Genomic DNA, 20,705 nt, shown 5'->3' with positions numbered 1-20,705 from the left:
GAATGACAGATGTGGGACTTTTCCACCGACCCCGAATTTCAAGCCAAGCTGGACTGGATCGACCGATTCCTGCGTGAGGAAGTGGAGCCGCTGGATGTGCTCTATCCCTCGGTTAGCGTGGTCTATGACACCCGCCACGAAAAATCCCGCGCGATCCTCAGGCCCCTGCAGGAGAAGGTACGCCAGCAGAAGCTCTGGGCGTGCCACCTCGATCCATACCTGGGCGGGGAGGGCTATGGCCAGCTCAAGCTGGCGCTGATGAACGAACGTCTGGGCAGATCCCTCTGGGCGCCCACCGTTTTCGGTACCGCCGCGCCGGATACCGGCAACGCAGAGATCCTCGCTATGTTCGGCACCCCCGAGCAGAAGGCGCGCTATCTGCAGCCGCTGCTGGATGGCGACATCGTCTCCTGCTTCTCGATGACCGAGCCTCAGGGCGGTGCGGATCCTCGGGTGTTCACCACGACTGCCGTGCGCGATGGCGAACACTGGGTGATCAATGGCGAGAAGTGGTACTCCTCCAATGCCCGTTACGCCGAGTTCATCCTAGTGCTGGCGGTGACCGCACCGGACGCGCCGATCCAGAACCGCATGTCCATGTTCATCGTGCCGCGTGAGACCCCGGGCCTGGAAATCATCCGCAACGTGCCGCACATGGGTGAGCGCCTGGAGCAGGATGAGGCAACCGAAGGCTACCTGCGCTATGACAATGTGCGGGTGCCGCTGGACCATATGCTCGGCGAAATCGGTGGCGGATTCGCGGTGGCTCAGGCACGTCTTGGCGGCGGCCGCATTCACCATGCCATGCGCACCGTCGGCCAGTGCCAGCGCGCGCTGGACATGATGTGCGAGCGCGCCCTCAGCCGATACACCCAGGGCACCCTCTTGGCCGAGAAGGGCACGGTGCAGGCCATGCTCGCTGACACTCAGATCGAGCTGGAGCAATTCCGCCTTCTTGTGCTGAAGACCGCCTGGATCATCGACAACAGCCACGGCGATCCGCGCAAGGCGCGTGCCCATATCGCCATGGTCAAAGTGGCGATGGCGAAGATCTACTACGAGATCGTCCGCCGCGCCATCCATCTGCACGGCTCACTCGGTGCGACCTTTGAAACGCCCCTGGCCTACATGTGGAACAACGTGCCCACCATGGGGCTGGCCGATGGTCCGACCGAGGTGCACCAGATCACCGTCGCCCGCGAACTGCTGCGCAATTACAAGGCCGCCGAGGGGCTGTTCCCCTCCGAGCACTTGCCGCCGAAGATCGCCGCCGCCCGTGACCGTTACGCCGACATCCTGGGGGAATAAAGATGAGCGACAAGCTGTTCGACCTCAGTGGCAAGGTCATTCTGGTCACCGGGGGCAGCCGAGGGCTGGGCTACCAGATGGTCAAGGCATTTGCCGAGCGGGGTGCCGACCTGATCATCGCCAGCCGAAAGCTGGACGCCTGCGAAACCGTGGCTGAGGAGGTACGGGCGCTGGGCCGGCGCGCGTTGGCCGTAGCCTGCCATGTGGGCAAGTGGGCGGAAGTGGAGCGCCTGGTGGATGTGGTCTATGCCGAGTTCGGTCGAATCGATGTGCTGGTGAACAACGCCGGCATGTCTCCGGCGGTGCCCAGCCACGAAGTGACCGAGGAGCTTTTCGACAAGGTCCTCGGCCTCAACTTCAAGGGACCTTTCCGTCTGAGCGCGCTGGTAGCCCAGCGTATGGCGGCGGGAGAGGGTGGTTCCATCATCAATATCAGCAGCACCGGTGGCATCCGTCCCTCTCCGCAGATAGTGCCCTACGCCGGCGCGAAGGCCGCGCTAAACGCAATGACTGTCGGCCTGGCCCAGGAATATGGGCCCAAGGTACGGGTGAACACCATCTCTGCCGGCCCATTCCTTACGGATATCGCCAAGGCCTGGACCGAGGACATGCGCCAGAGCTGTGCCAACGCGCTGGGTCGACCAGGTCAGCCGGAGGAGATCATTACCACTGCGCTCTACCTGGCCAGCCCGTATTCCACCTACACCACCAGTTCGCTGATCAAGGTGGATGGCGGCTTGCCATAGGAATGGTGGGCTGACGCCCATCAACGAGCGTTATCAACTTCCCTTACAACAAGAACAAGAGGTCGATGCCATGCAGCTGGCAGGCAGGAATGCGATCGTCACCGGTGGTGCCCGCGGCATAGGCGCCAGCGTGGTGCGTGCCTACGTGGCGGAAGGCGCGCGTGTGGTTTCCCTGGATGTACTGGATGAGCAGGGCAAGGCTCTGGTCGATGAACTGGTGGCCAGCCATCCGGGCCAGGCCTTGTTCCTCCATTGCGATATTGCTGAAAAGGCGCAAGTGGAGGGTGCCTTCCGCGAGGCCGTGGGCTGGCTGGGCGGACTCGATGTGCTGGCCAACGTCGCGGCGGTGGAGCGCACAGCACCGGCCGAGTCCATAGGCCAGCCGGACTGGGACCTGATCTTCGACGTCAACGTGCGTGGCACGCTGCACACCAATCAGGCGGCGTTTCCCTACTTGAAGGACCGGGGCGGGCGCATCATCAACTTCGGCTCCGCTGCCGGCCTCGGTGGCATGCCCGGCGCTGCCCACTACGCGGCCTCGAAGGGCGCCGTGTTGGCCTGGACTCGCACCCTGGCCCAGGAGTGGGCGCGCCACGGCATTACGGTGAACGCTCTCGCGCCAATGATCTGGACGCCCATGTACGACGCCCACCGGGCCAAAATGAGTGCCGAGGAACTCGCCGCCCACGACCAGATGCTCAGCCGCATCATCCCCCTGGGTGGCAAGCTCGGAGACGCCGAGCGGGACCTAGCGCCAGTAATGGTCTTCCTCGCCGGGGAGGGCTCGCGTTTCATTACCGGCCAGACCCTCTGTGTGGACGGCGGCACTGTGCCGGTCCGCTGAGGGAGGTGAGCGATGCGCGAGTTTGCGAACAAGACCGTCGTCATCACTGGCGCGGCCAGTGGCCTCGGTCTAGCCATGGCGCGCACCTTCCAGCGTGAAGGCATGCGTGTCGTGCTGGGTGATCTGCCCGGACCGGAGTTGGAAGTGGCACGGGATAGCCTGGCAAGGCTGGGCGGCGAGGTGCTGGCCATTCCCGTTGACGTCTCCGATGCCGAATCGGTGGAGGACCTGGCTCGCCAAGTAGATGCCGTGGGCGGGCTGGACATTCTGTGCAATAACGCCGGTATCACCGGCGACCGGCCAAGGAACAGCTGGGAGCACGACCTGGGCAACTGGCGGCGGGTGCTGGACGTCAACCTGATGGGTGTTATCCATGGCCTGCATAGCTTCGTGCCGCGTCTGCTGCGGCAGGGCCGCGCAGCCCACATCGTCAACACCGCCTCCATGGGCGGGCTGATGGCTATTCCCTTCATTGCGCCATATGTGGCGGCCAAGTCGGCCCTTGTGGCGCTGTCTGAATCCCTGGCTCTGGAGCTTGCCAGTGAAGGGACGAGTATCGGGGTCTCGGTGCTCTGTCCGGGTCTGGTCCGTACCGGCCTCACGGGACCGGGTCGCGACCATTCCCTGTCGCGGGCACCTGAACCCTCGGCTGCCGCCTTGGCCTTTCAGCAGGGCACTCAACAGGCGCTGGAAAAAGCAGCGCTGAGCGCCGAGGACGTAGCTGAAGCGCTGCTTGCGGCCATCCGCGAAGATCACTTTTACGTGCTGACCCACGAAGGTTCCCTGGCGCTGGCAGGACAGCGCTGGCAACGCCTGGTCGGCCAATACCCATCCGGAGTCTGAAACCATGAGCTTTTCCACCCAACTCAACGACAAGGCGCTGCCGGGCTGGTCCGTCGGCCAAATGGACACCGTTAACGACGTGGTGCGCCGCGCAGCGCGGGAGCATGGCGAGCGTCCCTTCCTCGACGTGCAGGGCGATATTTACAGTTTTGCCGACATCCAGCGGGAAAGCTGCCGGCTGGCCAACGGCCTGGAAGCCCTGGGTGTGGTCAAGGGCCAGACGGTCGTGACCATTCTCGACAACAACGCCGATGCTGTATTGCTCTGGTTCGCCCTGAACAAGCTGGGCGCCATCAGCGTGCCGGTAAACACAGCCCTCAAGGGCGAATTCCTGCGACACCAGATTGCCGACGCCACCGCCGAGCTGGTAATTGCCGAAACCGAGTACGCCGAGCGCATTGCCCTGGTAAAGGACCAACTGCCGAACCTCAAGCACATTGCCCACCGTGGTGCTGCGCCTGCAACGGACCTCGGCGGGAAGACTCTGGTCTCCCTTGAGGCGCTGCGCAGCGAAGACAGCAGCGACCCCCAGGTCGAGGTGTTACCCAGTGACCTGACCATGCTCATCTATACCGGCGGCACCACTGGCCCATCCAAGGGCTGCATGATCAGCCACAACAATGCCTGCAACGAGGCGCGGCAGATCATTGAAGCCCACGGACGCACGCCTGAGTCCATCACCTGGACGCCACTGCCATTGTTCCACCTCAATGCGACTGTCACGACCGTCTTGTGCAACCTGATGATCGGTGCCCGCTCCGTGATCTATCCGAGATTTTCGGTTTCTGGATTCTGGGCCGATATCGAACGCAGCGGCGCCAACGAGGCCAACCTGCTGGCTTCCATGGGCCCGCTGTTGGCTGACGCTCCGGACAACGAGGCCATGAAGCGTTGTTACGGCAAGCTCAACAAGGTCTATTCGGCACCTTTCCCCCCGGAGCTGCAGTCTCGCTGGCGCGAACGCTTTGGCGTACGCCACACGGTAGGTGGGGCCGGCTTCGGCCTTACCGAGTGCGCCATTGTCACCATGCTGCCCTTCGGCCAACCGGACAAACCCAACTGCGCCGGGCGGCGCTGCGACTCGTTTGACATCCGGGTGGTCGATGATTTTGACGTCGAACTGCCCTATGGCACGCCCGGTGAACTGATCGTGCGACCACTCAAACCCCACGTGATGTTCGAGGGTTACTGGAACCGCCCGGCCGACACTCTCAAGGTGATGCGCAACATGTGGTTCCACACCGGCGACATCGGGAAGATGGACGAGGATGGTTTTTTCTTCTTCCTCGACCGCAAGAAGGACTACATGCGTCGTGGTGGCGAGAACATCTCCGGCTTCGAGATGGAGCGCAGTTTCATCGCCCATCCGGAGATCGAGGAAGTGGCGGTCCATGCGGTGTTCTCCGAGCTGTCGGAGGACGAGGTGAAGGTAACCGCCGTGTTGCGTGAGGGCAGCACGCTCACCGAAGAGGATCTATGCCGCTGGGCCATCGATCGTGTGCCGTACTACGCGGTACCACGGTTCATCGAGTTCCGCACCAGCCTGCCGCGCAGCCCGGTAGGGCGCATCCTGAAGTACCAGCTACGCGATGACGGGGTTACCCCGCAGACCTGGGACCGGGTCAAGGCAAACCTGACCTTTGCCAAACGCTGACCTCTGAAATGCGGCGATGCCTGTCCAGCAGCGACTGCTGATGAGTTTCGCCGCACTAGATCACGCAGATCGCATTGAAATGCAAAAAATAAAAGAGTGTCATTTATTGAATTTGCGGGTATAGAATCCGGCTAAAACAACTACAAGGCTGAGCGGGGTATCCACGCATGAGTTCCCAGCACCATTCCGGTCCTTCCCTGGCGATTGACCTCACCGAGTTTCGCCAGGGTTGGCGCATCCTCATCTTGGCACTTCTCGGTATTGGCACATCGGTGGGGGTCGCTCCGCTGTATTCGTTCGGTACCCTGGTACTGCCAATGCAGGAGGCTTTCGGCTGGTCCCGCGAGCAGATTCAGCCCGCCATCGCATTTCTCTTCGCCTTTACCATCGTCGCAGTGCAAATCAGTGGTTGGCTGATCCGCCGTTATGGCCTGCGTCCGGTGGCCATCTCCTCGCTGGTTGCCTTGGCCCTCGGTTACTTCGCCATCAGCCTGATGACCGGCCCGATCTGGCAGCTCTATGCCGGCTACTCGTTACTGGCGTTTGTCGGCATGGGAACCACCATGGTGACCTGGACACAGTTAGTTAACCTCTGGTTCGACCGCAACCGCGGTTTGGCCCTGGCCATCATCCTCAGTGGTACGGGGCTAGCCGCTCTGGTGCTGCCGCCGGTGCTGAGCTGGGTGATTGCCCAGTCCGACTGGCGTGCCGGATTCTGGGTGCTGGGCGCCATGCCGCTGCTGATTACATGGCCGCTGTCGCTGCTGTGGATGCGTAACGATAGCCCGATTACCCGCGTTGCCTCCGAGCCCGGAATTGTTCTCCGGCTCCCAGGCATGTCCCTGCGTCAGGCAGCAGTGTCGCCGCGTTTCTGGCTGTGCAATCTGGCTCTGGTGCTTTCGGTGACCTCGATGATCGGCATGGTCACCAGTACCGTCCCCATGTTGCGTGATAAGGGCCTGTCAGCCACCGATGCGGGACTGGCTTTCAGTGTCTATGGCATCTCCCTGATCCTCGGTCGGGTGGTGGTGGGTTACCTGGTGGACCGCCTCTGGGCCCCGGGGGTTGCCTTCGTGGTGTTGGTGTTGCCCGCCTTTGGCTGCTTGATGTTCGCCGGAGCGGATACCCACATGACCAGCCTGATGCTGGCCTCGGTCCTGGTAGGTGTAGGTGCGGGGGCGGAGATGGACATCGCCGCATTTCTCATGGCGCGTTACTTCGGTATGCGTGACTACAGCCGCATCTTCAGTCTGCACATGGGCTTCATCGGTCTGGGGGCTACGTTGGCACCGCTGTACTTTGCCTATCTCTACGCCCAGTCCGGTTCCTACTCCGGCTTGCTCACCCACTGTGTCATCACGTTCGCCCTGGGCTCAGTGTTGATACTCACTCTGGGTCGATACCCGAAATTCGACGAGCCAGCGCCAGCTCAGCAGGCTGCTGATCAGTCAGGCGACGATCTGTCGGGCCTGTCCCGCAGCCAGGCTTAAGGAGTGCATAGATGAGCGGCAGAAACGCCCAGGAAGTGAGCACCTATGTGGCAAGTGTCCCGCCGCAACAAGGTATGGATCCCTTGCTGACCCACCTCGAGATCTTTGGCACACCGGAGTTCGATGAGGAGGGTGCCACTTTGCGCCTTCGTCTTAAGGATCACCACATGAACGGTGGAGCTTCCGCGCACGGTGGATTGCTGATGACCCTTATGGATGCCGTACTGGCCTGCTGCACCTTGGGGCACGGTAGTGGCCGCAGCTGTGTCACCGTGGAGCTCAAGACCAACTTCATGCGCCCTGGTGGCGGCGTTGGTGGCCTGCTGGTCGCTCGGGGATTCCTGCGCTCCAGCGGCAAGTCCCTGGCATTTTGCGACGGTGAGGTGCGCAATGAGGCGGGAGAGCTGCTCGCTACCGCGTCGGGTACCTTCAAGTACGTGAATCGCAAGTCGCCGGCGGCCTAGCCGGCGAACAGACCTTGCGGGTCCAGCTGCTTGCGGAGCGCCCGCATGTCCTCTGCTTCCGGCAGCTGACTGAGACCGGGCGCGCAACCATCCGGCGTGAAGCAGATCGCCCTGCCACCCAGTGCCTGGGCGTGGCGCTCAATCACCAGTGTCGGCTCGGCACTCTTCAGCCAGCGCTGGGCTCCTCCCCAATCCAGTAGCACCGCCCCCGGTAGCTCCCGTTGTGGCGCATCTGCACCCACTTGGATGCACCAGAGCGGGCGCGGGTCGCGGAAGAAGCCTAGGCGCTGCTCGCGCAGATCATCCCACAGGCTGGAGCTGGTTTCGTCGCCTCCGATCAGGCTCCTTGCCCGTTGCACGGCTTCCGGGGTGCCCTCCAGGCGCAGGTAAAGCGCATCGCCGGTGTGGCATACGCCGCTGAGCGGGGAGGGATAGCGCATCCAGGTCCGGAACTGGCGTAGCGCCAAGGACTGGCTGATTTCCAGACGAAGACTGAGCGTCCGACGAGGCTTTTGTCGCACTAGCAGACATACCTCGGAGATCAAGCCCAGGCGGCCCAGGCTGCCGGCCACCAGCCGGCTTGGAATGCCTTCCCCGCCAAAGTGGCGCAGCTGGCCATCCCCATCGATCAGGCTACCCCCTAGGACGTGCTCCGCCACCCCCCCGGCCCAGGGGCGACGAGGGCCTGCCAGGCCAGTGGCGACCATGCCACCGACCGTGGCGTCTGCCGAGAAGGCCGGAGGCTCGAAGGCGAGCATCAACTCGTATTCATCCAGCGTGGCGTTGAGTGCTCGCAATGAGGTGCCAGCCCGAGCGCGAATCCAGAACTGTGCGGGATCGAGTTCGAGGATGCCGTTGTGATTGCGACTGTCCAGGGATTCTCCGACTTTGCTCAGGCCAAGAAAGCCTTTGCTATCACCCCCCCTGATTCTCAACCTGGCATTCCTGGCCTTGGCGGAACAAATGGTTTCGATCAGCTGCGTGGTGGCGTCGTGTTCCTTCATCACTGTCCTGGCTTTCTAATAATTGACTATGTGTCAGTTTATTGGTTAGTTTCGAGACCATCAACCAAGGCGCGAGAGCCAGTTTTCGGAGTACACGTTTCATGACTGCAGAAGCAGTGGTAAGGCCCAGAAACTGGAGCCAGGAGAGCTTAGCGGAGCTGTTCGTGCTGGAGCGGGAGACTCCGGGGTCGTTCCTCGCCAGCACTCATGACACCAACCTCAATGGCCGAGTATTTGGCGGTCAATTGCTGGGACAGGCCTTGGCCGTCGCCCAGTGCTACGACCCGGAGCTGGTGCCCGCGACACTGCATTGTCTGTTCCTCCAGGGCGCGCGCACAGACCAACCGCTGCACTATAGGGTGACGCCCCTGCAGCAAGGAAAACGTTTTACCAGCCTGCATGTTAGCGGTCAGCAGGGCGAACGCCGGGTGGTGGATGCGCAGGTCACGCTGCAGGCGCCGATCAGCGGATTCTTCCATATGGAAACCGCGACTGAACTGCCCGGGCCGGAGCAACTGCTGGCGCTGGATGTCGTCGAAGACGGCCGCTGGGCGCGCTTTGTCAGGCCGTTCGTGGAGTTGCGCATTGTCCAGCCGCAACACTACCTGCGCCAATGTGCCGAAGAGCCAGCAATCGCCTACTGGCTGAAACTGCGCGAGAGCCTGCCATCATCTCCTGCCCTGCACGCTCAAGTCCTGGCGTATCTGAGCGACTACTGGATCAACTCGGCAGCTATCAGCTATCACGTGCCCATCGAACAGGCGCGGGAGCGGCTATTCGTGTCCAGTCTCAATCATTCCCTTTGGTTCCATCGACCGCTTGTTGCCGATGACTGGCTGTTGTTTGTCTGCGAAAGCCCAAGCATGCAGAGGGGACGCGGACTTACACAGGCCCGGGTGTTCGACAAGTCGCGTAACCTGGTGGCATCCATTGCCCAGGACTGCCTTGTTGGGGAGCGCGAGTAGAGCGGGTCTATTTGGTTGGGTGGCCCCTCTCTCTTCTTGAGAGAGGGGCGGTGGGCAATGTGGGATTGCAGCACTTCGAAAACTACAGCCCTACTTCTGCCTGCTCGTCCTGTATCAACGGATGGTGTTCCCGCAGGAAGTCGATGATGGCCGAGTTGAAGTGGTCGTTCTTATCGCCAGCGACCATGTGACCGGCGCCCTCGATATCCACGTAGGCCAGGTGCGGCAGCATGCTGCGTAGCTCTTCCACACCTTCCGGGCTGACCACGTCGCTCTGGCGACCGCGCACTAGCAGGGTGGGAACCCTGACCGTGGAGGCTGCCGCCTTCATTGTCTGGCTGATGCGCGCTACCTTGTCCACGTGGTCGCCGGCGATAAAGCACGGGTCCCAATGCCAGTACCAGCGGCCGTTGTCGCGCTGGCGCAGGTTCTTGGCGAGGCCGCTGAGGTCGCGCGGGGGAGGGCGGTTGGGGTTGTAGGCCCCAACGGCTTCAGCGGCCTTTTCCAGAGAGGCGAAGCCGTCCCGGTGCTGGGACATGAAGCCGACGATGTGCTCGATTCCCTCGGGCTCCAGTCGCGGCGTGACGTCCACCAGAACCAGGGCCTTTGCGATTTCGGGATATCGACCGCATGCCACCAGCGACTGGGTGCCGCCCATGGAGGCGCCGACCAGGGCCGGACGACCACCCAGGGCCTTGATCACCGCCAGCAGATCGGCGACCTGGGCCTCCAGGCTGTAGTCGCCATCTGCTGCCCAATCGGATTCGCCATGACCGCGGGCGTCGATCGACACTACGCGGTAGCCCTTTTGGGCCAGGACCTGGTGGGCGCGCGCCCAGGAGTGGCGGGTTTGTCCGCCACCGTGGAGGAGGATGACCGTGGGGGCATCCTCCGCACCTGAAAGGTCCGCCGCCAGGCGGTTGCCATTGGCGCCCTTGAACCAGGCCTGCACTTTCATCGCGGCGGCCCCTCAGCGTTTCTGCAGCTTGAAGCCGGCCTTCTCACGGTCCCAGGTGCCGGCGGTGACACCCTCATCACGCAGCTGGAACTTGTAGACGCGACCCAGCGGGCTCTTCGGCAGGGCGCTACGGAACTCGATATAGCGCGGCACCGCATAGTAGGGCATCTGATCGGCCGCCCAGTGGCACAGGTCTACCTCGTTCAGTACTGCGTCGGGCTTAAGTGTGATGGTCACCTTCAGCTCATCCTCGCCCAGATCGGAGAGCACTGCATGGGCGGCCACTTCGTCCACCGCCTGGTGCTGGAGGAAGGCACTTTCCACCTCGAAGCTGGAAATATTCTCTCCCCGGCGACGGAGATAGTCCTTCTTGCGATCGAGGAAGTAGAAATAGTCCTCCTCGTCGAACATGCCGATATCGCCCGTGTGGAACCACATGTTGCGCATTACCTTGAGAGTGTCCTCCGGGCGCTTCCAGTAGCCTTCGAACATCACGTGGGGTTTGCGCGGGCGGACGATGATCTCGCCGGGGGTGTTGGGCGGCAGCTCTACATCGTTGTCGTCGACGATGCGCACGTCGAAGTACTCGGTATTGCGTTTGCCGGAGCTGTTCGGGCGCATCGGCGTGCCGAAGGGCAGAATGGTCGGTAGCGAACATTCGCTGAGGCCGAATCCGCCACAGATGGTGTGAGTGACACCGAAGCGTTCTTTCCACTGCTGCTGCACCGGCACCGGGAAGGGCGCACCCCAGACCGCCTTGAGCTGGCCGAAGCAGCGTTTCATCGAGTCGTTGTCCGGAGCGCCGGCTAGCATCGGCATCATGGAGGCCAGCAGCTGCACATCGTTGGCTCCGGTGCGCTCGATCTCCGGCCAGAAATTGGAAACCGAGAAACGGGTATAAAGCGCAACCTGAGCGCCGACCATCATGTTCGACAGCACGGTGGTCGCCACCGCATTGAAGTGGAACAGCGGCAGCGGAGACCAGGTGATGGTGTCTTCCTGGCGATTGGTGATCACCAGCATTTGCCGGGCCAGGCTGCAGGCATAGTTGTGGCTGATCATGCAGCCCTTGGATGGGCCAGTAGTGCCGCCGGTATAGATGAGCATGGCCAGGTCTCCGGGCTGCACATCCACACCAGGCTCGCTGGAGTCATCGCTGAGCAGGCTTGTCCAGGACAGTAGCTGCTTGTCGAACACCAGGTCCGGTACCGCGCCGCGATAGACCAGGGTTTCCAGCTTGGGCAACTTGCTGGCGATGCTCGCCACGCGTTCGGCATAGTCGCTTTCCGCGATCACCAGAACCGAATCGGCGTCCGACACCTGGTGGCGGAGAAACTCACCCTTGAGTGCGGTGTTCACCGGTACGCTGATGGCGCCCAGCTTGTTGATGGCGAACCAGATGCATACTGCGTCGGCCGAGTTGTCGAGGATTGTAACTACGGTCTGGCCCTTGCTCACCCCCAGGGCGCGCAGGCCATTGGCGAGGCGGCAAGCGGTCCGGTTGAGATCAGCGAAGCTGTAGGTCTCACCGAGGAAATCGAGAAACTTGCGTTCACCATACTTTTCAGTCGAGCGTTGCAGCACTGCATTGATGGTGTCGACCTGATCAGTGCTCCAGCCGGGTTCGCGTGTTGACATATATCTGGACCTCGATGTTGTTTTTGTAGGTGCCTCTCGTCGAGCCTGGATCGAGAGGCAGTCCCGCTACCATGGCCTGCAGTCAGGTTTCCTTAGCATTGGCCGCTATGGCCATTGGCAGTTAAAAACTGACTGTTTGACATTTTTTAGAGTCTGCCGCAGTCTGGATGGGGGGTCAATACTCTCTCGAAGAGTCCCCCTGAACCCGCCTGAAACCCGATAACAAGCAAAGAGGAAGCTCCATGGTGTCGGCTCTGGAACGAACAGCGATCATTTCCGGCATCGGCCAGTCGGCCGTGGGGCGCAGGCTGGGGCGCACAGGTCTGGATCTTACCCTTGAAGCCGTGTTCGCGGCGCTTGCAGACGCCGGCCTGGACCGCAGCCAGATAGACGGTGTGGCCAGTTGGCCGGGCTATCGCGCCGATATGCCAGCCTTCTCGCCGGTGTCCATCGGCCAGGTCAAAGAGGCCCTCGGGCTGGAGCTGAACTGGTACTGCGCGGGTAACGAGGCTACCCAGATGAGTGCTCTGATCAATGCCTGCATGGCCGTGGCCTCTGGTCAGGCGCGCCATGTGCTGTGCTTCCGTACCGTTACCGAATCGAGCGCCCTGGCGCAGGGTGTGCGCTCCAGCACCGTGGGAGGTGCGGCAGCGCGGGTGTCGGGTTTCGCCGAATTCCTGGTGCCTTTCCAGGCGGCCTCCGCAGCTAACTGGGTTGCCCTTGCGGCGAGCCGCTATTTCCATGAGTTTGGTACCCGTCGCGAGCAGTTGGCGGCCATCGCCTTGAACGCTCGGCGCAACGCCATGCTCAATCCCAAGGCGGTCTACCGTGACCCATTGAGCCTGGACCAGTACATGGCCTCGCGAATGATCTCAACACCGCTGTGCCTGTTCGACTGCGATGTGCCGGTGGATGGTTCCACCGTGCTCATTATCTCGCACCGCGACACGGCGCCGGATCTGCGCAGTAAACCAGTGTATGTCGAGTCCATCTGCGGCCCCTTCAGCGGTCGTGATGCCTGGGACCAGATGGATGACCTCACCCGGTATTCAGCCGAAGCCTGCGGGAAACGCCTGTGGAGCCGGACAGACTACAAACCAGCGGACGTTGACCTCGCCGAACTCTATGACGGCTTCAGTTTCCTCTCCCTGCTCTGGCTGGAAGGGTTGGGCTTCTGCGGCCGGGGCGAAGCGGGAGATTTCGTCGAGGGTGGCCAGCGCATTGCACTCGACGGCGAGCTGCCCCTGGCTACCCACGGCGGACAGCTTTCCGCCGGGCGCCTGCATGGTCTCGGCCATGTGCACGAGGCCGTAGTACAGCTGCGCGGTGAGGGCGAGGCACGCCAGGTGCCGGGTGCTCCGAAACTTGCCGTGGCCAGTAATGGTGGCGGGCCGCTGGCCGGTGCTGTGCTGCTGTCGCGAGAGTGACTCCTGGATGATGGCCCGCCCTCATCGGGCGGGATTACCAGGCGCGTGCGAGATAACGACAAGAACAACAATCTCAAGGAGACGGACATGAGAGTCCTGGCCGCCGCATTGTCTTTTTTCTGGCTGCAAGCCCAATCCTACGCTGCAGAGCCCGTAGTGATTGGTCTCAGCTACCCCAGTACCGGAAGCTACAAGTGGGAGGGGCTGTCACAGAAGCGCGGGGCGCTGATGGCAGTGGAGGAGATCAATCGAGAGGGCGGCATTCTGGGGCGGCCGCTCAAGCTGGTCAGCCGCAACAGCGGCTCCACACCCGAGCGGGCGGCGGAGAATGTCGAGCGCCTGGCTGCCGACGGTGCCGTAATGCTGATGGGCGGTGCATCCAGTGACGAGGTTATTGCCGCCGGCGAGCGCGCCCGGCAATTGCGCTTGCCGTACTTCGTGCCCACCGCCTACGCCAATCGGGTGACTGGCCGCGCTGGCCATGCCTACCTGTTCCGCGAAGGGGCAAGTGCTCGGATGGCCAACAACCTGCTGATGGAATACCTGGAGACCACTCTGCCGGGTAAGCGCTATTTCATCATCACCAGCGACGACGTCATCCCCAATGGTAGAAGCGGTAGCCTGGGCGAGGCTTCGCGCGGCCGCGACCTGTCCAGCCAGCGACACTATCGCGATGCGCTCAAGCAGGCGGCGCAGAGCGATGCCGAGGTGTTGATCCTCATGCTCTACGGTACAGACGTGGTTAATGCCATGCGTTTGGTCGACCACCTGAAACTCAAGGACCGCATGTTGGTTGTCGTGCCCAACCTCAATCAGGACGTGGTCGACCAGGCCGGGCCGACACTGATGAGTGGTGTGATTGGCACCGATACTTGGACCTGGCGGGTCCCCGAGCGTGAGAGAAACCTGCGGGGTAAACGCTTTGTTGTCGACTATAGCGGCCGCTACCAGAGCTACCCGTCAAGCGCCGCGGCGTCGGCCTACGGCATTGTCCGGCAGTGGGCCGAAGCTGTGACGCGCGCTGGTTCGGCAGAGTCCTCGGCCGTTATCGCCGCTCTGGAAGATCACAGTTATCGTCTGCTCAAGGACGAACAGAAATGGCGCGCACTGGATCACCAGAACGTTCAGGGCATGTATGTCGTCAAGGTCAAGCAACGAGAAGAGGTTCTGAAGGACGAACTGAAGCAGGATTATTTCGACATCCTGTACTGGATGGAAGGCGAGGTGGCGGCACCAACAGTCAAGGAAGTGCTCTGGGAGCGTAGTCCGGAAGGGCCAGAGTGATTGGCTCACCCGTTCCGTAGGAAGGCAGTGGCAAAGCCTGAAAACTGATGATATGTTACTTACAGGTAACGTAAAATAACAACAATCAGGTGCCTTCCATGCAAGAGCAATATGACTACGTCATCGTGGGGGCGGGGTCGTCTGGCTGCGTACTGGCCAACCGGCTATCCGCAGATCCGTCGGTATCCGTCCTGCTGGTGGAAAGTGGCCCGGACGACAGCAGCCCGCTGATCAGGATGCCGCGTGGCATCGGCAAGCTGCTGGCTCCGGGCAATCCGCACGTCTGGGACTACCAGGTGTCCCGGGGTCAAGGAATGCCCGCTGAGGTCTGGCTCAAAGGGCGCGCCATCGGTGGCTCCAGCTCCATCAATGGCATGGTCTACGTCCGCGGCACGCCGGCCGACTACGACGCCTGGGAAGCGGCCGGCTGCACCGGCTGGGGCTGGAAGGACATGGCCCGTCAGTTCGTCGCCCTGGAAGACCACCAGCTTGGCGCTTCGGAGGCGCGCGGCGCCGGCGGCCCACTCAAAGTTTCCATCCATCCCTCGGGCTCGCCGCTCTGCGAGGCGGTGATCCAGGCCGCCGAACAGTCTGGTGTGCAGCGGGTATCAGACACTAATCACGTGGCTACGGTGGAGCAGGGTGCCTTCGGCTACCAGCCACAGACCACCTGGCAGGGCAAGCGCTTCAGCGCGGCTCGGGCTTTTCTCCATCCCATCCGCAAGCGCCCGAACCTGCGCATTCTCACTGGCACCGAGGTTCTGCGGATCAACTTCAGCGAGCGACGCGCTGTCAGTCTGCAGGTTCGCGACAAACGCGGTGAGCGGCAGATCGGAATCCGTCGTGAAGCGATCCTCAGCGCCGGCGCCATCCAGTCGCCCAAGTTGCTGCAACTCTCAGGCGTTGGTCCGGCCGAGCTACTGGCTGAGCACGGTGTCCCACTGATCAGCGACTCGCCGAACGTGGGGCGTAACCTGCGTGAGCATGTCTGCCTGGCCATGCAGTACCGGGTCACTGGCGGCAGCCTGAACCATTGCTTCCGAGGCCTGGGTTTATTGGGTTCGCTGTGGAAGTACTACGCCCACTCCCGTGGTCCGCTCACTCACGCCGCCCATGAGGCCGGCGGGTTTATCAAGACCCGACCGGAGCTGGACCGTGCCGATGCCCAGATCGGCGTCAGCCTGCACTCGCTGGCGCAGGAGGGGGAAACAGTGGTGCCGGAGAAACTACCGGGCCTGACTTTCTACTGCTACTTCATGCGCCCGGAGAGTCTGGGCCAGTTGAGCATCCGCTCCGCCGATCCGGACGTGCCGCCGGTCATAGACGCCAACTTCCTGGATTCGAAGGTCGACCAGGCCGCCGCCATCGCCCTGATACGCTGGGTGCGCCAACTCTGCGCCCAGCCGGCGCTGGCGCCCTACATCGTCAGCGAGGATATCCCCGGCAGGGCCGCACAGAGCGACGAGGAAGTCCTCGACGCCGCCCGCGCCATCGGCCAGACGGCTTACCACGTATCCGGCACCTGCCGAATGGGCGGGGATACCGCCTCCGTGCTTGACCCCGAGCTTCGCGTGCGAGGTGTCAGCGGCGTGCGTGTGGTGGACACCTCCATCATGCCGACTCTGGTGTCCGGCAATACCAATGCGCCGGCCATGGCCATTGCCCTGCGTGCCGCAGAGATCATCCAGGCGGGGGCCGGGATCGGCCGGGCCAATGCAGCGCCGCGCCACCTGGAACTCCACGAACTTGAGGGTCAGCAGCAATGAGTGTTCCATACACCGATATCAAGTCCTTCCTCATCGACGGCGAATGGGTCCTGCCGACTCAGGGGTACGAGCCCATCCTCAATCCGGCCACCGAAGAAGTCATCGGCGAGGCACCGCTAGCTGGCCGTGCTGAAGTGGAAATGGTACTTGCTGCGGCGCGCCAGGCCTTCGACCAGGGACCCTGGCCGAGCCTGCCGATGGCCGAGCGGATCGCCGCCGTCAAACGCATGCGCGCTGCCATCCTGGCGCGCGAGGCACGCATCAAGGCACTGTTGATCGCCGAGGTTGGCGCGGCCCAGCTGCTGCTCAACAGCGCCCAGTTCAATGGCGCCATCGAAGCCATCGACTACGCCATCAGCCTGGCCGAGAAGCTTGAGCCCCACGGTACGCCCATCGAACTCAAACCCAACCCCTTTGACCCGGCGGGGGGCGAGATTCTGGCCGCCGGTATGGTGGTGCATGAGCCCTACGGCGTCGTGGTGGGCATCACGCCCTACAACTATCCCTTCCTGCTCAATGTGGTGAAGGCGGTGCCAGCCTTGCTGACGGGCAATACCGTGGTGATCAAGCCTTCCCAGTTCACTCCCTTCTCCGGGCTGCTGCTGGGCGAGATGATAGTCGAGGCCGGGTTGCCCCATGGCGTGCTCAGTGTGATCAATGGCGGGCCTGAGGTGGGCGCCATGCTCACCGAAGACCCGCGTGTCGACCTGGTGACCTTCACTGGCTCGGACAAGGTGGGGCAGGCGATCCTCCGCCAATCCGCCGGCACCTTGAAGAAGGTCCACCTGGAACTGGGGGGCAAGTCGGCGCTGATCGTCCGGCAAGACGCCGACTTGCTCAAGGCTGCCGGCACCGCTGCCTTCAGCATGTCTCTGCATGCCGGTCAGGGTTGTGCGCTGCTGACCCGTTACCTGGTGCACAACTCGATCCGCCCGGCTTTCGTCGAGACGGTCAAGGCGGTGCTGGGCCAGTTCAAGTTGGGTAACCCGGCTGACCCCAGCGTGGTGGTGGGGCCGCTGATTCGTGAAAGTGCGCGACAGAAGACCGAGCAGTTCGTGCAGATGGGGCTGGACGCCGGCGCCTGCCTGGTGGCTGGTGGCAGGCGCCCGGCGTTCCTGCCGCGTGGTTTCTTCCACGAGCCGACCCTGTTCGACAACGTCGACAACAGCTCGACGCTGGCCCAGGAGGAAGTGTTCGGCCCAATCGGAGTCGTGATCGGGTTTGACAGCGACGACGAAGCTATCCGCCTGGCCAACGACTCGAAGTTCGGCCTGAGTGGCGCGGTAATGTCCGCCGACCGTGCTACCGCGTACCGCATGGCACTCAAGCTGCGTACCGGTGGCGTATCCATCAATGGCGGCACTGGCGACTTCTTCGTCAAGGCGCCCTTTGGTGGCTTCAAGCATTCGGGCATCGGCCGGGAGTTGGGGAAGGACTGGCTCAATGAGTTCCTGCTGGAGAAGTCCATCACCTATCCCATCGGCTGATAAGACCAGCATCCACAGCGAGGCAGACCATGTACGACGTGATGAATGGAATACGGGTGATCGAAGTGGCCGAGCACACCTTCGTGCCGGCCGCCGGCATGGTGCTGGCCGACTGGGGCGCCGATGTGATCAAGGTGGAGCGCGCCCAGGGAGGTGACGCCGCGCGCCATATGAAGTTGCCGGGGGCCGATGGTGCTATCAATCCCTTCTTCGAGGCAGCCAACCGTGGCAAGCGCGGCATTGCCCTGGACCTTACCCAGGCGGCAGGCCGCGAGCAGCTGTACCGGCTAATCGACGGCGCCGATGTCTTCCTCACCAACCTGCGCGCGGACGCCCGGCAGAAGCTGGGAATAGAAGCGGCCGACCTGCTCGCCCGAAATCCCAGGCTGATCTATGCCCGTGGCACCGGCTACGGCCTTCGAGGGCCGCTGGCCAATGACGGCGGCTTCGATTATCCCTCAGCCTGGTGCCGCGCGGGCGCCGCCAATGGCCAGACGCTGCCGGGAGATATGCCGCCGCGCCAACCCGGCTCCATCGGCGATCTTACCGGCGGCGTCACGCTGGCCGGTGCCATAGCCGCGGCGCTGTTCCGTCGTGAGCGCACGGGGCAGGGAGCTGTGGTGGACAATGCCCTCTACATGGTGGGCACTTACCTGATGTCGCAATCCCTGCTGGCGACCAGCATCGGTGCGCCGACGATCCCGGTGCAGGCCCAGGCGGACAGTGATTTCGCCCTGGCCAACAACTATCGCACCCGCGATGGGCGCTGGATCAGCCTGTGTCTGCTGATGGACAAATGGTGGCCTGACTTCGTCGCGCACGTAGAACGTCCGGATCTGCTGGATGACCCGCGCTTCGTGGATGTCCCGGCGCGGCATGTGAACTCGAGGGTGTTGATCGCCGTTCTCAACGAGGTTTTCGCCGGTCGCGACTACGCCGACTGGTGCGCTCGCCTTGCGTCCCTGGAAGGTGTCTGGGCGCCTGTCCAGAGTCCGGACGAGGTGCTGACCGACGCCCAGGCGCTGCAGAACGGCTTCGTAAGCTCGGTGGCGGACCGTTACCTGACGGGCGTATCGCCCGCCCAGTTCGATGAGCGGCCCGTGGGCGAGCTCCGTATGGGGCCCGGATTCGGCCAGCACACGGATGAAGTGCTTCGTGAAATAGGAGTGGGGGAGAACGAACTGGTGGCTTTGCGGAAGCTGGAAGCAGTCAAATAGCGCTTTCTACTCTCGCCGGTCGGGAAGACCTCGCCAGAAGAAGGTTTGAGCGGAGCGAAGCCCGGCAAATGTCGGGCTTTGCAGCTTGGTCGCCGAGCTAAGTCCGAGGTTTTCCCGGCGCGTATCCGGCAAGGAAGAATCGCACGAGTTCGCGAAGATAAGGCTCTACCTTCTCCTCGGGCATCACCACACCCATCAGCCGCTCGTGAGGGCGACCTGTGAGGGTGGTGAAGATGATGGCGGCATCCAAGGTATCTCGCATGTGCACTACCCCCTGGTCGTTGAGCCACTGGAAGTAGGCGGTCAGGGGACCCATGAAGCCCTTCATCACCTCGGCGCGAAACGCCAGGATCAGCTCAGGGAAGCGAGTACTGGTGAATGCGCTCAGGCGGGTCATGGAAATTACCTTGGCGGTGCCCAACTTCTCGTAGAACAGTCGGCCAAGATCATACAGTGCGTCCTCCACCGGTCGGGTCGGGTCGAGGAAGCCTAGATCGAACTCGAAGTCCTTCGCCAGGTGGCTAAGGGTCGCCTCGAAAAGCGCTTCCTTGCTCGGATAGCGGCGGTACAGTGCCGGTTTGGTAGTGTTGCCCGCGGCGGCGATGCGTTCGATATTGGCGTCGGTGTAGCCATGTTCGAGGAACTCGGCTGCTGCGGCCTCTAGCAGGGGGACGTCGAGCTCCTTGCGGGGCCGCCCTCTGGGTTTGACGGACATGAAATGCCTTCTTCTTCTGAAAAATGTTTCGTGGCGTACGACATTCTGCCAGCAAAGTACTGTCCGGTGCTTATCGCTTGGCGGCCCAGCGGAGCAATGGTGCCGCCATGTCGTTAGGCCGGACGCACCTCAAGAAAGTCGACATTCGCCTCGCGAGGCAGGGCGATAGTCGAGACCAACGCCCTGGCGACTGTCTGTGGTGCCATGCCTGCACCAACGAAGCGGCCGTGCCCGGAAAGCTCAATCGCCTTGAGGAAACGCTGGAGACGGCCCTCGGGCCAGGAGTGCACGCTGGCGTTGTCGCCGTTCATGTGCCCGGACCGAAACACGGTGACTCGGATGCCGTCCGCCCGGAGTTCGTTGCGAAGCCCAGCGGACAGAGTTTCCAACGCGCCTTTGGAGGCGGCGTAGGCCGCCAATAGCGGGAAGGGAGCACGTGCCGACTCCGATGAAACGTTGACGATGTCACCACCACCGCGCTGGCGCATCAGAGGGATCACCTCGCGTATGCAGTAGGCTGGTCCGAGCACATTGACCGCGAAAGTGGTTTGCAACTCTTCGTCGCTGGCCTCGTCCAGGCCGAAGGCTTGGTAGACGGCGGCGTTGTTGACCAGGATATCGACACCACCGAACGCCGTGACGATCTTGGCAAACGCGTGCCGCACCTGTTGAGGGTCGGCAACGTCCGCTACCACGGGCAGCAGGTGCTCGCCCAGTTCGTCGGCGGCGCGTTGCAGGGTTGCGGCGGTACGACCGAGGATGGCGACGCGAGCGCCTTGTTCCAACAATTGGGCGGTGACCTGGCGACCAAGGCCAAGCGCGCCGCCGGTTACCACTGCAACCTTGCCTTGCAGACTCGATGTGCTCATGGGAATAGCCTCTTGTTGTTGTTCGA

18 protein-coding genes are annotated in these 20,705 nt (G+C 62.6%); 13 read left to right on the top strand and 5 right to left on the bottom strand.

Annotated elements, in window-relative coordinates:
- Positions 1-9: 9 nt before the first annotated feature.
- The 7 genes from MnOB_RS06580 (at position 10) to MnOB_RS06550 (ending at position 7,349) form a co-directional block, all read left to right on the top strand.
- Positions 10-1,308, top strand: a complete 1,299-nt coding sequence (locus MnOB_RS06580) for an acyl-CoA dehydrogenase family protein (RefSeq protein WP_077523242.1) — start codon at positions 10-12, stop codon at positions 1,306-1,308.
- A 2-nt stretch (positions 1,309-1,310) separates the two neighbouring features.
- Entirely contained in the window at positions 1,311-2,054 is a 744-nt protein-coding gene (locus tag MnOB_RS06575) for an SDR family NAD(P)-dependent oxidoreductase (RefSeq protein ID WP_077523240.1), read from the top strand.
- A gap of 70 nt (positions 2,055-2,124) precedes the next feature.
- On the top strand, positions 2,125-2,898 hold the full coding sequence (locus MnOB_RS06570; RefSeq protein WP_077523238.1) for an SDR family NAD(P)-dependent oxidoreductase: 774 nt from the start codon (positions 2,125-2,127) through the stop codon (positions 2,896-2,898).
- A gap of 12 nt (positions 2,899-2,910) precedes the next feature.
- Positions 2,911-3,741 carry an SDR family NAD(P)-dependent oxidoreductase gene (locus tag MnOB_RS06565; protein ID WP_077523236.1) on the top strand — a complete coding sequence of 277 codons (831 nt, stop codon included), beginning with the start codon at positions 2,911-2,913 and terminating at the stop codon, positions 3,739-3,741.
- Positions 3,742-3,745: 4 nt separating this feature from the next.
- On the top strand, positions 3,746-5,395 hold the full coding sequence (locus MnOB_RS06560) for an AMP-binding protein (RefSeq protein ID WP_077523234.1): 1,650 nt from the start codon (positions 3,746-3,748) through the stop codon (positions 5,393-5,395).
- Positions 5,396-5,562: 167 nt separating this feature from the next.
- Positions 5,563-6,885, top strand: a complete 1,323-nt coding sequence (locus tag MnOB_RS06555; RefSeq protein ID WP_077523232.1) for an MFS transporter — start codon at positions 5,563-5,565, stop codon at positions 6,883-6,885.
- 11 nt (positions 6,886-6,896) lie between these two features.
- The gene (locus MnOB_RS06550; RefSeq protein ID WP_077523230.1) at positions 6,897-7,349 is read left to right on the top strand and encodes a PaaI family thioesterase; all 453 of its coding nucleotides are present in this window, start codon (positions 6,897-6,899) and stop codon (positions 7,347-7,349) included.
- Here MnOB_RS06550 and glcE read toward each other — a convergent pair.
- Positions 7,346-8,353, bottom strand: a complete 1,008-nt coding sequence (glcE, locus tag MnOB_RS06545; protein ID WP_077523228.1) for a glycolate oxidase subunit GlcE — start codon at positions 8,351-8,353, stop codon at positions 7,346-7,348. The genes MnOB_RS06550 and glcE overlap by 4 nt on opposite strands.
- 101 nt (positions 8,354-8,454) lie before the next feature.
- On the opposite strand from glcE, the gene MnOB_RS06540 reads away from it, so the two are divergent.
- A complete protein-coding gene (locus tag MnOB_RS06540) occupies positions 8,455-9,318 on the top strand; it encodes an acyl-CoA thioesterase (protein ID WP_077523226.1) in 864 nt (287 codons plus the stop codon).
- Between the two features lie 82 nt (positions 9,319-9,400).
- Here MnOB_RS06540 and MnOB_RS06535 read toward each other — a convergent pair whose 3' ends face one another.
- Together MnOB_RS06535 and MnOB_RS06530 are read right to left on the bottom strand one after the other, a co-directional pair.
- Positions 9,401-10,276, bottom strand: coding sequence for an alpha/beta fold hydrolase (locus MnOB_RS06535; RefSeq protein ID WP_077523224.1), 876 nt, complete (start codon positions 10,274-10,276; stop codon positions 9,401-9,403).
- Positions 10,277-10,288: 12 nt separating this feature from the next.
- Positions 10,289-11,914, bottom strand: coding sequence for an AMP-binding protein (locus tag MnOB_RS06530; RefSeq protein WP_077523222.1), 1,626 nt, complete (start codon positions 11,912-11,914; stop codon positions 10,289-10,291).
- A gap of 242 nt (positions 11,915-12,156) precedes the next feature.
- Here MnOB_RS06530 and MnOB_RS06525 point away from each other — a divergent pair, with 242 nt between their 5' ends.
- The 5 genes from MnOB_RS06525 to MnOB_RS06505 all read left to right on the top strand — a co-directional run bounded on the left by MnOB_RS06525 (position 12,157) and on the right by MnOB_RS06505 (position 19,095).
- Complete coding sequence (locus MnOB_RS06525) at positions 12,157-13,341, top strand: thiolase family protein (RefSeq protein WP_077523220.1); 1,185 nt, start codon at positions 12,157-12,159, stop codon at positions 13,339-13,341.
- 87 nt (positions 13,342-13,428) lie between these two features.
- Positions 13,429-14,625: an ABC transporter substrate-binding protein gene (locus MnOB_RS06520; RefSeq protein ID WP_077523218.1), complete on the top strand. Its 1,197-nt coding sequence runs from the start codon at positions 13,429-13,431 to the stop codon at positions 14,623-14,625.
- A 98-nt stretch (positions 14,626-14,723) separates the two neighbouring features.
- Positions 14,724-16,391 (top strand): GMC family oxidoreductase, encoded by a 1,668-nt coding sequence (locus MnOB_RS06515; RefSeq protein WP_077523216.1) that lies wholly within the window; start codon positions 14,724-14,726, stop codon positions 16,389-16,391.
- Positions 16,388-17,878: an aldehyde dehydrogenase family protein gene (locus MnOB_RS06510; protein ID WP_077523215.1), complete on the top strand. Its 1,491-nt coding sequence runs from the start codon at positions 16,388-16,390 to the stop codon at positions 17,876-17,878. Before MnOB_RS06515 ends, MnOB_RS06510 begins: the two co-directional genes overlap by 4 nt.
- 29 nt (positions 17,879-17,907) lie before the next feature.
- The gene (locus MnOB_RS06505; protein ID WP_077523213.1) at positions 17,908-19,095 is read left to right on the top strand and encodes a CaiB/BaiF CoA transferase family protein; all 1,188 of its coding nucleotides are present in this window, start codon (positions 17,908-17,910) and stop codon (positions 19,093-19,095) included.
- Between the two features lie 97 nt (positions 19,096-19,192).
- On the opposite strand, the gene MnOB_RS06500 is transcribed toward MnOB_RS06505, so the two are convergent.
- Positions 19,193-19,810 carry a TetR/AcrR family transcriptional regulator gene (locus tag MnOB_RS06500; protein ID WP_077523211.1) on the bottom strand — a complete coding sequence of 206 codons (618 nt, stop codon included), beginning with the start codon at positions 19,808-19,810 and terminating at the stop codon, positions 19,193-19,195.
- Between the two features lie 113 nt (positions 19,811-19,923).
- Positions 19,924-20,679 (bottom strand): SDR family oxidoreductase, encoded by a 756-nt coding sequence (locus tag MnOB_RS06495; protein WP_077523209.1) that lies wholly within the window; start codon positions 20,677-20,679, stop codon positions 19,924-19,926.
- Positions 20,680-20,705: the final 26 nt, after the last annotated feature.

Source organism: Metapseudomonas resinovorans (assembly GCF_002003485.1).
In the GTDB taxonomy this organism is placed as follows: domain Bacteria; phylum Pseudomonadota; class Gammaproteobacteria; order Pseudomonadales; family Pseudomonadaceae; genus Metapseudomonas; species Metapseudomonas resinovorans_D.
The sequence above is the reverse complement of the archived record's forward strand: the minus strand, read 5'-3'. Positions and strand labels throughout refer to the sequence as shown.